The organism is Christiangramia forsetii KT0803 (assembly GCF_000060345.1).
Lineage (GTDB): Bacteria > Bacteroidota > Bacteroidia > Flavobacteriales > Flavobacteriaceae > Christiangramia > Christiangramia forsetii.
The window spans coordinates 1792870-1808712 of sequence record NC_008571.1; the positions used below are offsets into that span (position 1 = coordinate 1792870).

The 15843-nt window shown below is 37.3% G+C and carries 9 protein-coding genes; 3 read left to right on the forward strand and 6 right to left on the reverse strand.

Annotation, left to right across the window (positions count from 1 at the left end; genetic code table 11):
* Positions 1 to 61: 61 nt before the first annotated feature.
* Both GFO_RS08085 and GFO_RS18060 read left to right on the forward strand, forming a co-directional pair.
* Positions 62 to 361, forward strand: coding sequence for a nucleotidyltransferase family protein (locus GFO_RS08085; RefSeq protein ID WP_011709600.1), 300 nt, complete (start codon positions 62 to 64; stop codon positions 359 to 361).
* A 149-nt stretch (positions 362 to 510) separates the two neighbouring features.
* Positions 511 to 693 (forward strand): HepT-like ribonuclease domain-containing protein, encoded by a 183-nt coding sequence (locus tag GFO_RS18060; protein ID WP_011709602.1) that lies wholly within the window; start codon positions 511 to 513, stop codon positions 691 to 693.
* 67 nt (positions 694 to 760) lie between these two features.
* Here the strand turns inward: GFO_RS18060 and GFO_RS17475 are convergent, their stop codons facing one another.
* The 3 genes from GFO_RS17475 to GFO_RS08100 all read right to left on the reverse strand — a co-directional run bounded on the left by GFO_RS17475 (position 761) and on the right by GFO_RS08100 (position 8158).
* On the reverse strand, positions 761 to 4234 hold the full coding sequence (locus GFO_RS17475; RefSeq protein ID WP_011709603.1) for a carbohydrate binding domain-containing protein: 3474 nt from the start codon (positions 4232 to 4234) through the stop codon (positions 761 to 763).
* 154 nt (positions 4235 to 4388) lie between these two features.
* Positions 4389 to 7271, reverse strand: coding sequence for a glycoside hydrolase family 2 protein (locus GFO_RS08095; RefSeq protein ID WP_011709605.1), 2883 nt, complete (start codon positions 7269 to 7271; stop codon positions 4389 to 4391).
* Positions 7272 to 7288: 17 nt separating this feature from the next.
* On the reverse strand, positions 7289 to 8158 hold the full coding sequence (locus GFO_RS08100; RefSeq protein ID WP_011709606.1) for a family 16 glycosylhydrolase: 870 nt from the start codon (positions 8156 to 8158) through the stop codon (positions 7289 to 7291).
* A 345-nt stretch (positions 8159 to 8503) separates the two neighbouring features.
* Here GFO_RS08100 and GFO_RS17260 point away from each other — a divergent pair, with 345 nt between their 5' ends.
* Entirely contained in the window at positions 8504 to 9544 is a 1041-nt protein-coding gene (locus GFO_RS17260; RefSeq protein WP_011709608.1) for a serine hydrolase domain-containing protein, read from the forward strand.
* 302 nt (positions 9545 to 9846) lie between these two features.
* Here the strand turns inward: GFO_RS17260 and GFO_RS08110 are convergent, their stop codons facing one another.
* The 3 genes from GFO_RS08110 to GFO_RS08120 form a co-directional block, all read right to left on the reverse strand.
* On the reverse strand, positions 9847 to 10749 hold the full coding sequence (locus GFO_RS08110) for a DUF1338 domain-containing protein (RefSeq protein ID WP_011709609.1): 903 nt from the start codon (positions 10747 to 10749) through the stop codon (positions 9847 to 9849).
* 77 nt (positions 10750 to 10826) lie between these two features.
* A complete protein-coding gene (locus GFO_RS08115; RefSeq protein ID WP_011709610.1) occupies positions 10827 to 12374 on the reverse strand; it encodes a RagB/SusD family nutrient uptake outer membrane protein in 1548 nt (515 codons plus the stop codon).
* A gap of 12 nt (positions 12375 to 12386) precedes the next feature.
* Positions 12387 to 15791 (reverse strand): SusC/RagA family TonB-linked outer membrane protein, encoded by a 3405-nt coding sequence (locus GFO_RS08120; protein ID WP_011709611.1) that lies wholly within the window; start codon positions 15789 to 15791, stop codon positions 12387 to 12389.
* Between the last annotated feature and the right edge of the window lie 52 nt (positions 15792 to 15843).

Here is a 15843-nt window from a genome sequence, read left to right on the forward strand (position 1 = left end):
GCATTCCTTTCATTCTGAATTAAGAACAAAGTCATAAGAGATTTTTAGCTAAATTTGAAATATGCAATTAATTGAGAATCATATTGAAAAATTGAATCGTCTTTGTAAATCTCACAAAGTTGATAAATTGTACTTGTTCGGATCTGCTTTACGATCGGATTTCACGGAAAAGAGCGATATAGATTTTTTAGTGAGATTTGGATCAATTGACCTGTCGGAGTACTTCGATAATTATATAGACTTTAAAGAAAACTTGAAAAGCCTCTTAGGACGGGAGGTTGATTTAGTGGAAGAACAAACACTAAAAAACCCAATTTTGATTAATTCAATAAACAAATCGAAGGAATTAATCTATGGATGAAAAAATTCTAAAATGGCTTTTTGATATTAAACTGGCAATTGAAGAAATTGAAAGTTATTTTGCAGGTGCGGAAATGGACTTTTATAAGTACAAAAAGAATTTAATGTAAAAGGGCTGTTGAAAGGGATTTAGAAATCATAGGAGAAGCTGTGAACAGGATTTTAAAAAAAGATCCCAGGTTTGAAAAAAAAATATCGAGTGCAAAATCTATCATAGCGCTAAAAAATCAGATTATACACGTGTACGACAATATCTCAGATGAAAATATTTGGTCCGTATTGGTTACTCATCTTCCAAAACTCAAAGATGAAGTCAGAACCCTGACCAGGTAATCATAAAAAATGACCTTAAATTTTTAATATTTAAGGTCATTTTTGTTTTCAAGTTATCATCGGTGTTTTATCGCTTCACTATCAGCTTATGGGTAAACGACCTGGTTTCTGTCTTCACTTTTAAAATATATAGGCCATCTAATAAATATGTCTTTTCTAAATCTACAGAAAGTATTCCGTCAGCCTCAATTATCTTCTCAAAAATACTGGTGCCGGCCATGTTTACTATCGTCAATTCTGCCTTTCCGAAATCTTCTGAAAAAGCTAAATTCAAAACCTGACTTTGCAAAGGATTAGGGTACATTTTAAATGCTTCATCTTCTAAAATTGCTTCTCCCATACCTGATTTTTCAATTGTCATAGAAACTTTAGAAGTGCTTTCTATTGATGTACATGCGCGCTCTATTTTCCAAACATTGGCTTTTCCGGGTTCCCGGCCCGCACTTGCATACCATTTATTGCTGTATAAGGTTCCATTAAAAATTACAAGGCTTCCAGTTTCCTTGTATACTGCTTTAGGATTCCAAACACTTGCGTTTTCGGGGCATGTGGTGGGTGTGGTATTTTGTGAACTTGAACTGCAAGGCCCAATAAATTCCCATACTTTGGAATTTCCGGGTTCCTTTCCTGTACTGGCGTGCCATTTATTACTATATAAATTGCCGTTGTAAACTATCTCCGTCCCCGCATCTGGATAAACATTAGTAGCGGACCAGCTTGGCAAATCAAAGCAATCAGGTTTTGCCGCACCGCAATAACCTTCAAAAATCCATGCATTGCCGGTTCCGGGTGCTTCTGTGGTATAATGCTTATTGCTATACCTTAATCCATTATAAATCACCTCTGTTCCCGCATCGCTGTATATAGTTTGGACATTCCAGTCAGCGACCCCTTCGCATACCGCTGGTACTGCTCCAAATTGAACATAGTTCAGGTTAAAACTCCCTCCTTTCATACTAATCTGTAATACTTTTTCTCCTGAAGAAATAGCCAATGGTAAGGTCAAAGCCAAAGTTTGCCATTTTCCATTCGTGTTTGGGATACTAAGAATCTTACTAATATCAGCTATTTTTAACTGAAGTGTAGAACTTACAGTTGAAGCAATTCTGGCAGAAAAGTAATAATTTCCCCCTGTGGTAACATTGACAGTATATTCCAGCCATTCCCCATTTTCAAAATCGGTTATATGATAATCGCCACTCAAATCGCTTGTGGGAGTTATATCTACATCATCAGTTCTAAATACACCTCCGGAGTTTCCCGCAGAAAGGTCTAAATATGCAGCATTTTCACCACCCAGATCATAATCTTCCGCCTGGATTACCGAAGGCAGGGCAATTTCTGTAAATGGCCCCTGTACCTGGACTTTGGTAGAATCTGTAAAGTCCCCATCAGAAGCAATTGCTTTAACAAAGGCAGTCCCACCTGCTGTTGCGCTAAAAATACCTTCGCTATCGATATTCAGTATATTTTCATCACTTATTTCCCAGGAAAAATCTTTATCGGTAGCATCTTCCGGGGATATGGTAACAGGAATAGTAAGGGTATCGCCAACCTTTAGAATAGTTTCATGAATACCTATAGAAATTCCCGTTGCGGGGATCTTTGGTTCGATCATGACAATATTCCTTAATTCTTCAATAGTAATATTCGTCCTCCAATCACCTCCCACGGGCCGTAAGCTGCTTTTTAAAACGTAATCATTTCCCACTTCTGGCAGGTTGTTCAACTGGATATTTACCTGCACGGTATCTTTTCCAGCAGGTACATTTACCTTCTTACTGGCCATCCACTGTGTAGGGGAACTCCAAATTTCCACAACAATATCACGGCTTTCCCTTGCCGTATAAGCAATATCAAAGCTGTAATTATCCTGTATCTCCAAGGTGTCTGGTGTTTTTGCAAAAGCGATGACTTCGGGTATCGGTAATCTGACGGCTTCCGTGATTTCATCCACAACCACCGGAGTTTCGCCGGCACTCACAAGTTGCGTTTTCAGGTTATATTCCTTATTTAAATCTATGGGGTTCTCTAATTCCAGCATCACCTTTTTTTTGCCAAATCCTGCCAGGGCATTTCCGTTAAGCTCCTGGACTATTTCCCCGGAAGCATTCAAAAGTTGAAACACCAGGTCACGTTCTATACTGGCCTTATATTCAATTTTGGCACTTATACTGGTGGATTCCTGCTGATATTCTGGTGATTGATAATACCCGATGGATTCTTCCAATGGCATGGATCCCTGTTCAGAAGTTCCACTACCAACCTCTGTCAGTGCAAACTCATCACCATAAGCTTCTTCTCCAGGTTGGGCGAAAAAATATACTTTCAGGTTAGCATCACTGCCGGTGGTGAAAGTAAAAGATTTCTGGGTGTATTCGCTTGCTGTAAATGCTACGCTGCCCACTACCGCACCTCCCTGATTTTGCTTGATTCCCAAAACTATATCCCCAGAAAGGACTTTTGCATAGGCAGATAAATTATACTGGGTATTAGGTTTCAAAGTCACTACCTGTTCCGGCGCACCGCCTCCCACAATATGAACGGCGTAATTTCCAGCATACTGGTTATTGTTTACCACTTCTTTCGGATTTCCTCCCCAGCCAATCCAGCCGGTAAAATCTCCTGTCTCGAAACCCCCATTGATCAAAAGTGCTCCTCCCTGGGGTTTTTCATCTACATCAACCAAAGAATAAGCACGTACATAATCATAATAAGTCGTATTACGACTATCATCTGCAAGTTCTTCGTCTGTGGGTAGGATTTCCCAATCGTAGGTTTCGGTAACCATGTTTATCCACATAGGCCTATCAAAAGGCGTGGGATCGGTTTGCGTGGAAGGTTGAATTGAATGGCTGTATTCCCCATCGATATAGAAATCTATATTATTAGGGTCTCTCCACCAGGCACCATAAGTATGGTAGGCATCGGCGGCATTCCCTCCTATATCTCCGTTTGCACCCACTGCATAATCGGTTTCCACTCCATTACAATCCTTATGGAATATGTGAGTATTGGACTTCATTTGTGTGGAAAAACCGGGGAATCTTTTAGCGCCGCCAATAGCTTCTATAATATCAAGCTCTGTTTTGCTTGAGGTACAACCATCGGAAACAGCAAGATTTTTAAGCCAAAAGGTTGAGGACATTGATATTTTTGAAGCCTTCATCCGTACCTCGTAATATCCGTAATGTGCTTTTTGGGCTTTGGAAACCACTGCACCGCCTCCTATGGTATAGGTTGTATAAGTATCGTTCCATTCATTATAAACTATGGAATCCTTTTCAAGTTTTGTATTCTGAATTTTTAAATTTCCATTCTCAGTGCTTACCTGGGATGGCAAAAACATGGCCGGTGCCCTACCTGTCCAATACGGATGGGAATCATACCATTTGTTTTTGTCCAGTTCAGTTCCATTGAATTCGTCGGAATAGGGTTCATTTATTATCCAGCGTTTTCCTTCCGGAGGGGAAGGTAATTGCGCTTGCATCTCATTACAGAAAATAACTAGGGTAAAGGCGAAAAGTAGTTTCAAATTCATAATTACAGTTTTATTTGGTTTACTTCCAAATATAACTGCAAGCCTACTGTTAATGAGGTAGATATGGTTTCAAGCTTAACACAGATGGTTAATTTGGCTTATTCCTGAAGAAACCAGCCAAATCTTATAGCATATAAATTTGTAATGGCCAATCCTAATTTACCTTCTTCAGAATAAATCCATTTAACCAAATATCACCTTCCTCTAAATTTTTAAATGAAATAATTACTTCTTTGTCCCCATTGGTATTAAAAATAGTTTTAACCGAAAGTGGCTCTCTTTCACCGGTACTATCGTGCTGATAATAATCCACTAGATGATCATCTGCTTTTTTGGTAAAACTACCTTTAGCATCTTTTATTTCAAGTTCAATATCATTGGTCATTTTAGCATCCCCTCTTCTAGTATGGTGATAGGTTTCCAGTACATATTCCCCATTTTCCAATCCTGAAAATTCTAATTGAAGCTCTCCTTCTTCGGAATAAACACCATCGGTACCCATAAAACTGAGATCACCAAGCATAGATGCATCATCTCCAAACCAATTGATTTTTCCAGCTCCACTTATTTTAATTTTCGCATCCTGAAAATCTTTCAATTCAAACCGAAGTTCTTTATTTGAATTTCCGGTCCATGCCTGCCATTCGTGCTGTACCAATTGCTTTTCACCCCCTATATCTATTTTTACCACGGGAAAGTCATAAATAGGTTGTGCGGTGCGGGCAATTTCGTCGGGATTAAAAGTTGCGGTAGTAATAGATGTTTTTCCAGGTTTTAATCCTTCGGAAGAAGCCATAACTTCTATTTTTCCTGCTGCAGCTGTAGATCTTACGTAGATAGAAGCCACACCATCATATAATAATGCAGGGTTAGCTTCAATTTTACCATTATCCACGAACTCCCCTTCCCCGGAAATTTCAAAATTTATCCTGTTCTCAGCTGAAGTTACTATTTCCCCGTTTTTATCAAGTACATAGGCATGTGCCAAACGTAAATCGGATCCTCCGGAGTAAAAAGCCTGATCTCCACCGTCACTAATTTTCACTTCTATCTCGTAAGGTTCAGCCTGTTTCGTTCTGGAATGTTCCCCTATTTTTTCACCATGTATAAATCCTTCCGCCCGAATCTCACCTTCTTTCCAGTTATAATGAAAGGTAAAGGAAGGATGTTCCAGATTTGCCTTTTCAGGATCGTTATCTGGCAACTGGCGTGAAATCAGAGAATCGTTATGATACAATGCTACTTCCCGGGCATTACTAAAAACACGAATTTTTCCGTTATTGGAAACGGACTCATCAGCTATATGAACGATAGGTTTAGACACCAGTTCAGATTGATACCAATAATATACAGGTTTTGGAACCCGATAAGCACTTAAAACGGCGTAAGTGGTCATAAAATCACGCTTCCATCGGCTGTCAATAATATCCGGTTGCAGATGGTTATAATCGGCTCCCAACCAGCCAATCGCGGCAATATTCTGCTTACTGGCTTTATATCTTGAAATATGGAACTGGTTCACTTCAGCGTTGGCAGAACTACCATGCTCCATAACCATATTAAAATCACTTTCAGGCCACTCGGTACGGCGATAGTCCATTGTAGCATGTACATCGGTAATTCCGGCATTTTTCACCCCATTCCATGGACTGGACGCTGAGGCTGTTAAGCGGTTGGGATCTTCCTCTTTTGCCACATATTGCATCTGGGGAACCGGTCCGCGGTGGTTGATTCCTGCGCCCCAAAAAACGATGGAAGGATGGTTTCTATGGTTTCTTATCATAATTCTGGTGGCTCTATCAAGCTTAGAGAACCACTCTTCCCCACCCCATTCTATCCAGGTAGAAGGTTCTTCATAAACCAAAAGTCCTAGCTCGTCACAGGCATCCAGAAAAGCATCATCCTGAGTGTAATGCGCCAACCTGATTATGTTCATCCCGGCCTGTTTGTATTGCAAAGCTTCCTGATAATGCAAGGCATTAGGAACTGCATCCCCGATATTGGGAAAATTCTGGTGCCGGTTTACTCCAATAAGGAAAATAGGTTCACCATTCAGCACAAAACCTTTTCCTTCAACTAATTTAAAAGTCCGGAATCCAAAACGGTTTTCGACATAATCCACCGGTTCTTCTTCATTGTAAATAACAGAATTTACCCGGTATAAATATGGAGTGTCAGGAGACCATAAATGAAAATCATCATCTATTCCTGTAGTTTGATAAAATGTATGTGTACTATTTGCAGGGATCAAAACCTCATTCTCTAAATTTTTGATCACGTAACCCTTATCGTTAATGATCCTGGTCGCAATTTTAGTGTTTTGGGGAACATCATATTCGTTGCTTACGGTGGTTTTTATAGAAACCGTCCCGTTATTGGTATTTACAGTAGGAGTGGTGATATGTACCCCGGCATTATAATCTTCCCAGTTAAAATTTACGTGGAGTTTATTAGTTTTTACCAGATATACATCCCGGTACAGCCCTCCGAATTTCACATAATCTGTCCGGTGGGGATCAGGTGCAATGCTTTTATCATAACTATTATCGGCTTTGATAGCGATCAGGTTTTGCTGACCTGGTTTTACATATTTGGTAATATCAAAGTGAAAAGGCACGTACCCGTTAATTTTAAAACTTCCCGCCTGTTCTCCATTTACCCAAATCTCCGTAGCATTATGTACGCCTTCAAACTCAATGAACACCTTTTCATCGGCTGCTGCATCTATGACGAGATTTTTCCGGTACCAACCAAAGTCCCTCAAATATTTTTCCTGCACCCAACTTTCTTTTATGCTATCCAACTCGTAGGAAACCAGTTGAAGTGTATGGGGAACAGAAACTTCTTTCCACTGAACATCATTAAATTCAATTTTGCCCGGATTTCCCGATACCTCCCCCAAATGGAATTTCCATCCATTATTAATATTGATCTTAGAACGGTCTGTCTTTGGGAATCCTTCCGGCAGATCACTATTTTGGGAATAAAGATGGGACGATATTAATAATAGTAAGAGGCTTAGTTTTACTGTATTCATTATTCTTTGTTTACTGATTACTTTCTTTTCCAAACTCTAAAATATTTTACATGATACTCTCCATCCAGACGTTCTTCATCGGGCAATGCACCGAACCATTTATTGGACTCACAATTAAAATTCACCTCCAGAGGTTGGTGCCAATGAGTATTTTCAGCTTCTCTGAATAAAATCCCGTCAATATAAAAGCGTATCACTTCAGGGGTCCATTCCAGTCCCCATACATGGTAGTCTTTCTGTAATTCCTCCGGGAAATAATATTTTTTTGTACGTGAAAAATGTTCTTTTACATTTCCATGTTCCGGTGGAGATCTAAAAACGTGAATATTTGAATTAAGATCATTCCTGTTATATTCAACACCCGGCGCATTTTCACAAATATCGATCTCTGTCCACCAGTCTTTGTCCACATTTGTCATCCAGAACCCCGAAACCCATGGAGCATCCATCAGTTTGGCTTCTGCTTCAAAATAACCGTATAAAAATTTCTCTTTACTCTTGATAAAACCCGTGCTATGGGTAAAGCCTTCAGGTAATTTTACATCCTGGTGCTGATTCACCCGTACTACCAGCTCTCCATTTTCAAGCTTTACATTGGAACCATCAAAATAGGTAGGTGGGCGTCCCTTCCATTTTGGATTATTGGGATACCAGATAGCTTCATTTAATTGGTTCGCTTCAAACTCATCAGAATATTTTTCGAGCAGATCCCAGTTTTTTGTGTTGGCCTGGTCTGATATTGGAAAATCATTATTTTGCCTTACAACCGCTTTTTTAATATTTACAGTATCCACATATTTTTTTGGTGGAATGGTTAATTCTTGTGAATAATTTTTTGATGTAATGAGAATGCATACGAGAGCGCCGAGCATTAATTTGAATTTCATATAAGACTATGTTTAAAAAATAAATGTAGGCTGTATATGGCTCCTCGTTCAATTCAAATGTTTTTTTATGTAACACATATGTTTTATACTGAAAATTTAAGGCAATCCATAGCCGAAATAAATAAGCTTTCTTATGCAAAGTATTCTCCTGAAGAAAGGCTGGAATACAGTTTGTGAAAAATGGCTGCGACAAACATAATCTGACTCATTCGGTTGTATGAATACTTTATGAAAATCATGTTACTGTCAAATAAGTTGCATTATAAAAAATTCTTAGAAGACAAACTGTAACAATCGTTTAATTGCTTTGTCATTAAATAGATATTCATCAACTCATCAATCAAAATGGCTAAAATCACAATCAAAATTCTTTTACTAAGTTTAATAATTTCACTTTTCGGATGTCAAAATCATGAGAGCATAGACTCTTATTTGAATGAATTATATCAAAATGGAAAACTTAATGGGAATATATTAGTAACTAAAAACAACAAAATAGTTTATGAAAAATCGTTTGGTTTTACTGATGGCTCTAAAAGTGAATTGTTGAACAAAGATTATCGCTTTGATATTGGTTCTGTTTTTAAAGAATTTCCCGCTGTTGCAATTATGCAATTAAAAGAAAAAAACCATCTCAACTTAAATGATAAACTTTCTAAGCACATCTCTGGATTACCAAAATGGGCGGAAAAAATATCTATAAAAAACTTACTACAATACTCTAGTGGCTTACCACAAATACCCTGGGACGAATATTTCAGTAAAGGAATTAAAATTACCGATGAAGATATTATGAAAAATCTTCTAACTATTGAAAATCTAGAATTTGAACCAGGTTCGGATTATTTATACTCAAATAACAACCCTATTTTATTGATTAAAATAGTTGAGAATATAACACAATCAAAATTTAGTGATTATGTACAGGAGAACCTATTTAACCCACTTAATATGAATAGTACCGTAATTAATGACCAATTTCCATACAAGGAGAAAATATTAATGGCAATTCCTTTTGATACTAATTTTAAAGAAGATGACTACGAAATCTCAATTAAAAATCTCTTGATCAGTTCAACTGCAAGGGATATGTCATTATGGTTCGAACAGTTAGATGATTTTAATGTAGTTAATAAACAATCTATAAAAACTCTTTCCGAAGAAGCAAAATGGGGCTTTAATATTCAATCACCACTTGGCTCATGTGAATGGCAAAACGATAAAATTATGGAACATTCCCATCATGGTTCGAGTGGGAATTACGAATGTATCGTGCGAAGATTTAAACAAGATGGTATTACGATTGTAATATTGACCAATCAAAAGCACGAAAACGTATACGATATATCGAATGATATTTATAAAATTCTAAGAAAGAGTATCTAAAGCGCAATTATAAAATAAAGTGCTTGTGTGAATCTGCTAAATCAAACTCTGATTTTAATTTGGATAAAAAGTTAGCTCAAAAATAATTATCTATAAAGTTGCCATTTATAAAAGACGGCATATAAGTCTCAAATCTATAATCCTATTTCTCAGGTAAACTTGATTTTAATATGGGGCACTATAATAATAAACTATGCTACGTAAAAGATGGATTCCTATGAATTAATAAAGGGATTCATTTATTATATCAAAAATCTTCAAGCTAGCTTTAATCAACAGATCTAAATTTTAATATTGAACACTTACTCCTGTTGAGATTCATATGTACTTTCAAAAATTTTATCAGCATTCGCGGCTTCAAAACCATCACGACGATGTTTCCTATCTATTTCAGATTTAGGTAAGGATTGAAACTGAGGTAATACGAGCCGTTCAGCAAATTCTACATAACTGCCGGGTATTTCAATAACTTCTGAACCTTGAAAATTAGCCGTTACTTTACCGGCTACAGAACTGCTTTGTTTTAAAAATCCATCCTTGCTTACCTTTATCTCCCCACCGGCATTGTTCAATTTTATCCCTATGGATTTTAGAAATGTATTGAACTCTTTCAGACTGTTATAGCCATCAGGCAAGTCATGAATACTTATGGTGAAATGATTTAAATAATATCGGTTGTAAATTACCCAGGCAGCATATTCACTTTCTTCCTGTAAACTTTGGTAATCAGCAAGTGTCGGCAGCTCCCATAAGGCAGAAGTAAAAAATGTAGAAACCTCATCCACATTTTCAAAATCCAACTTATCTACAGGATCTTTTTTTATCTTCCCGGTATATTTTTTAATTATCGTCTTGGCATTCTGGCTTAAGTCTGAAACCCTTAACTCGCTTATAAAGATTCTCGGGTATCTAGGTTCAGGATGGGAATACCAGAAAGCGTTTAATTTTTTCTCCGGAAAAAAATAATAATCACGCTTCTCATAACCATAATGCAGAAAAATTTTTTCCAGTGAAGCAATCCCAAGATTAGGAACTCCCAACGTACGAAAAGCAATATGGTCATTTTTAATAGCTTCCTCCTTAAAGATCATCCCTTCCTTCAGCATTCCATCAATGACCTTATAAACATCAGGAACCCTTTCTTTGTAAGGAATTATCAATGAGTTTAATACTTTATCTAAATCGCTTTCTTTGCTGAATTTCATTATTTTAATTTTGTTTAAAAATAGCGAATTCGACCTAAAATAAGTCGAATTCACTACCTGGCTAACTCAAATTATTATTAATTAATTTCAGTATTAGTTTGTATTTCTGATAATGGTATAGGCAAATAAGAATGTTCCTGAGCATTGAATCCGTTTCTACCAGCAGCACTCATCGCTTCATCCAGCATTCCCCATCTTCTCAGGTCAAAGAATCTCGTGCTTTCAAGGCTAAGCTCCATCACTCTTTCATGCATTAGTTGCTCAAATACCTCTTCTTTGGAATTTAGTGCAACAGCTGGAACATTTCCGTGTAACGTTCTTACTTCATTGATCAATTCCACAGCTTTTTCTGTATTTCCGGTTTCATTTAAAGCTTCCGCATACATTAATAAAACATCAGCATATCTAAGTAAAGTGACGTTAAGGCCTATATATCCGTTCCCCTCTAAAGGTTCCGGCAGCCATTTTCTGAAAATTGCTACATCGTCTTTAGCATTGGGATCTCCATAAGTAGCTTCAATTAAACTATCCCACGTACTACCTTCCATCCTTTTGGTAGATTCATCATTAAAATAAGGATCATCAAAATAGAGGGTAGAATATAATCTATTGTCATAAAGACCATTTTCAGCAATCATACCTTCTTCTTTCATTTCGGCTACTAAACGGTCATCGGCTAAAATACCACCCCAGCCTCCTATGGCCCAATCGGCTACGAAAGAATGTAAACGGGTTGCATTATAGGAAGTTGCATCACCACTTTTGAACTGCAATTCAAAAATAGATTCTTTATTATTCTCATTTTCACCATTGAACAGACTCTTAAAATCGTCGACTAAAGCATACTGCCCGCTTTCTATAACTTTAGCAAAAGCTTCGGCGGCGTTTTGATAATCATCACTGGTATTGGAGGACTCGTCCCCTGCTTTGTACATATAGGCTTTCCCCAAATAACCAAGAGCCGCACCTTTATTTGCCCGGCCATAGTCCTGAGGCTGAATTTCAAAACTTAGCCTATCAGATGCCGTTTTAAAATCCTGCATGACAAAATCCCAGGCTTCAGGTCTTGTTGCTAAAGCTTTATCTAAGGTGGCTGGAGCAACGATATCATCCCTAATGATAATTTGTTCAAACAGAGTTAGCAATTTGAAATGATAATATCCTCTCAGAAAATAAGCTTCCCCTAAAATTTGTTCTTTTTCACTATTGGAAATCTGATCTGCGGTCATTTCAGAAACATTTTTTATAACCTGGTTGGAAAAATTGATTCCCTTATAATTGGTACTCCAAAGCACATCCAGGAATATATGGCCATTGGTATAATTGAAATTATAAATAGACATCCAATGGGAATAATTGGTGGCATCAGGACCAGGCAAAACATAGTCTGATCGGAAATACTCCACTACAGAGCGGCCTTCCTGCCAGCCATCCCAGAAATTACTTCTGGCTTCCAACTCTGAATAAGCCGCAGTTAAACCAGATCGTGCATCTTCGGCATTGCGCCAGAAATTCTCTGAAGTTAATTGGTCTGGTGGTTGTTTGTCTAAGTATTCATCATCAGAACATCCAATAGTCAGTAAAATACTCAGTAGAAAAACAGATTTTATTATATATTTTTTCATTTTAATATTTTTTTAGAAACTAAGTTGAACTCCAGTTATTAAAGATTTATATTTTGGGTAAAGATTAAGATCAATCCCCCTGGAAAGTACGCTACCTCCAACTTCGGGATCAAGTCCCGAATAATCGGTTAGCGTAAAAAGATTCTGCCCCGTAACGAAGATTCTCGCGCTTTCTATAAAAGTCTTTTGAAGCACATCAGGAGATAAAGTATATCCAAGTTGCAGTGTTTTTAATCTTAAGTAATCACCATCTTCCAGAAATCTGGTAGAAGCACGGTTATTTCTGTTAGGATCATTTAGAACTGCACGAGGAACATCTGTATTAGTATTAGAAGGTGTCCACGCATCGAGTGCAGCCGTTCTGTAATTTCTACCAGTGTCCAGACTCAAAAGCCTGAAATCATTTCCGTTGTAGATCTTATTACCTCCCACACCCTGAAAGAATATGGTAAGATCAAAGTTTTTATACTCTCCTGTTAGATTTAAACTGTATTCGTATTTTGGAATAGCTGTTCCGGCGTATACTTCATCGTCTTCATTAATTACCCCATCACCATTCTGGTCTGTAAACCTAATATCGCCGGGTTCGGCATTAGGCTGAATAAGGTTTCCATTCACGCTATGCGTCTGTACTTCCTGATCGCTCTGGAAAATTCCATCTGCAACAGGTAAAAAGAATGCTCCCGGTTCATAACCAATCTTTGTTTGGTTCACAAAATGATCTGATCCAAATAGTAAACCAACCCCATACAATACCTGATCTTCATTACTTAGTTTGGTCACCTCACTGTTTATAGTAGTAAAAGTTCCTCCTACAGCGTATTTAAATTCATTATCCCTGTTGCGATAATTTGCTTCAAATTCGAATCCATTATTTTCGAATGCGCCCACATTCACTATTGGATTGTTAATTCCTGCGGAAGGTGAAACTTCTTTTGTAATTAATAAATCTTCAGTCTTACTGTTATAATAGTTTAAAGAACCCTGAAGTTTATTATCAAAAATGCCAAAATCCAGTCCGAAGTTAGCCGAAGTATTCGTTTCCCATTGCAAGTCATCGTTTTGAAGATCGCGAGCGATACTCCCTAAATAAGAGTTTTGTGGACTTCCAAAAACATAGCCTCCATCGTCCTGACTTTTTCCTTGTGATATTAAAGCAACATAATCATAATACCCTAAGGCACTATCATTTCCTGCCTGTCCCCAGCTGTATCTCAATTTCAGAAAATTGAACACTTCCTGATTTTCCATGAAGTTTTCTTCTGTAATTTTCCAACCTAATGCAAACGAAGGAAAAACACCATACTGGTTATTTTTTCCAAATTTGGAACTTCCGTCTCGCCTTAAACTGGCCTGCACCAGATATTTATCATCAAAGGCATAATTGATCCTTCCAAACTGGGAGACTAAAGCATATTCAGCATTAGATCCACTGGCTGAATAAGTTCCATCGCTAAACGCATCGAGCGTATTAAAATTAGGATCTAAAATAGTTGCTGCAACCTTATTCCCTTCATCATCAAGTTTATATCCCTCTGCCTGGGCGTAAGTACTTTTAAACGGCTCCCTGATTCTTTGATACCCTGCTAATAATACTACTGCATGTTTATCAATCTCAAAATTATATCTAACCGTATATTCTTCATTTAACCTTCTAAATTCTGAATGAAATTCAGAAATAAATGAAAATTCACGTTCTGCAATATCCTGCACATCCCTTACACGGAAAGGCTGATGAAAATTATAGGTGTAATCTTGAAGATCTGATACACTAAAACCAGCTCCTATGTGGAAATTCTTGAATGCTTCAAAATCAAAGTTTATATTTCCTAAGAAGTATTTTAATTTGGTATAACCTTCTAAGAATTGATCTTCCCCAACCGGGTTTCTATGATCTGGTAGATCACCGGTTCTGTAACCAAAACCTGATTCATGTTCCTCATCAAAGACAGGAATTAATGGAGAAATGAAATAAGTTTCCCTAATGGAGAATTTATGATCTTCTCTGTAAGTTTCACTGTAATTGAGGTTAGTAGAAACTTTTAATTTTCCCTTATCCAGGTTTAATTGTGAATTCACTCCCTTTTTGGTGAAATTGGAACCTATCAACAAACCTATCTCGTCCGCATAGTTTCCGCCAACGCTGTAATTTATATTTTTACCCCCTCCACTAATTCTAATGTTATTGGTTGAAAGATAGCCCGTACGGTGAGTTTCCTCAATCCAGTCAGTATCATTTATAGGCGAATTTACTACATACTGTGGAAGTTCAGCTCCGGCATTTTCATACATTTGACGGTGAACAGAAATATACTCATCGGCATTAAGAAGTTGCATTTCTTCTCTCGGTGTGTTTATACTTAAAGAAGATTCAATATCTATCCTGGGTTTTCCTTCTTCCCCCTTCTTAGTAGAAATAATTACTACACCATTAGCGGCCCTGGTTCCATAAATGGCACCAGAAGCAGCATCTTTGAGAATTTCAATACTTGCAATATTGTTGGTATTAATAAAATAAGGATCGGCTTGTACCCCATCCACTATATAAAGCGGTTCATTATTTCCAAAGGTTCCAATTCCACGAATAGAAATTTCGGGTGCTGAACCGGGGCTACCGGTAGAGTTGGTTACTGTTACTCCAGACACCCGACCCTGAATGGCATCCAACGGATTGGTACTTACCACTTTATTAAGTTCTTCACTTTTCACTGAACTAATGGCTCCGGTAACATCACTTCTCTTTTGAGTACCATAACCCACAACAACCACTTCGTTTAAGCTTTCCAGATCATCTTCCAGGGTTACATTGATAATTTGCTGATCGCCAACTTCAATTGTTTTCTTTTGAAATCCTATATATTGAAAACTTAATTTTTCACCTGGTGCTACTTCAATAGAATAATTCCCGTCAAAATCGGTTTGGGTTCCCCTATTAGTACCTTCAATAGAAATATTAACCGAAAGTAACGGCATTCCCTTAGAATCTGTCACTACTCCGGTTACTGTTGATTGTTCCGAAATCGTTTTCGTTTCTGAATCAAAAAAAACATCCTTTTCCTTTAGAAGGATTACATGTTCTTCTGTAAACTCGTAGGTATAATCTACTAAAGCAAGACAGCGATTTAATAGATCTTTTGCTGAAATAATTCCGGCTTTTACTCTAAGAGGTTGAGCTCCATCAAAAAGGTTACTTGGATAAATAAAAGTATAATCTGTCTGCTCCTTAATCAGTTGAAAAGCATCTTCAACACTAATGGTTGTGGACTTTTCAATTTTAATTTTAGCATTTTGAGAAAATAGTTCATTAGAACTAAATCCGAAACTGCTAATGCAAAAAAATAAGATAAAGACTCTCATAATAAAGATTAATACTCCCTTGCGTAAAGGCAATAGTTTACCATTCAATTTAGTTTTCATAAATTTGTAGTTAGTTAATTACTTAATTAATGGGAATGAGGGTTTAGATTGT

What these genes read in the sequence shown, in the direction of transcription:
- GFO_RS08100 (WP_011709606.1), bottom strand. Translation starts at nt 8,158, where the DNA reads ATGAAATTCAAATTAATGCTCGGCGCTCTCGTATGCATTCTCATTACA.
- GFO_RS08120 (WP_011709611.1), bottom strand. Translation starts at nt 15,791, where the DNA reads ATGAAAACTAAATTGAATGGTAAACTATTGCCTTTACGCAAGGGAGTA.
- GFO_RS17260 (WP_011709608.1), top strand. Translation starts at nt 8,504, where the DNA reads ATGGCTAAAATCACAATCAAAATTCTTTTACTAAGTTTAATAATTTCA.
- GFO_RS08085 (WP_011709600.1), top strand. Translation starts at nt 62, where the DNA reads ATGCAATTAATTGAGAATCATATTGAAAAATTGAATCGTCTTTGTAAA.
- GFO_RS08095 (WP_011709605.1), bottom strand. Translation starts at nt 7,271, where the DNA reads ATGAATACAGTAAAACTAAGCCTCTTACTATTATTAATATCGTCCCAT.
- GFO_RS08115 (WP_011709610.1), bottom strand. Translation starts at nt 12,374, where the DNA reads ATGAAAAAATATATAATAAAATCTGTTTTTCTACTGAGTATTTTACTG.
- GFO_RS08110 (WP_011709609.1), bottom strand. Translation starts at nt 10,749, where the DNA reads ATGAAATTCAGCAAAGAAAGCGATTTAGATAAAGTATTAAACTCATTG.
- GFO_RS17475 (WP_011709603.1), bottom strand. Translation starts at nt 4,234, where the DNA reads ATGAATTTGAAACTACTTTTCGCCTTTACCCTAGTTATTTTCTGTAAT.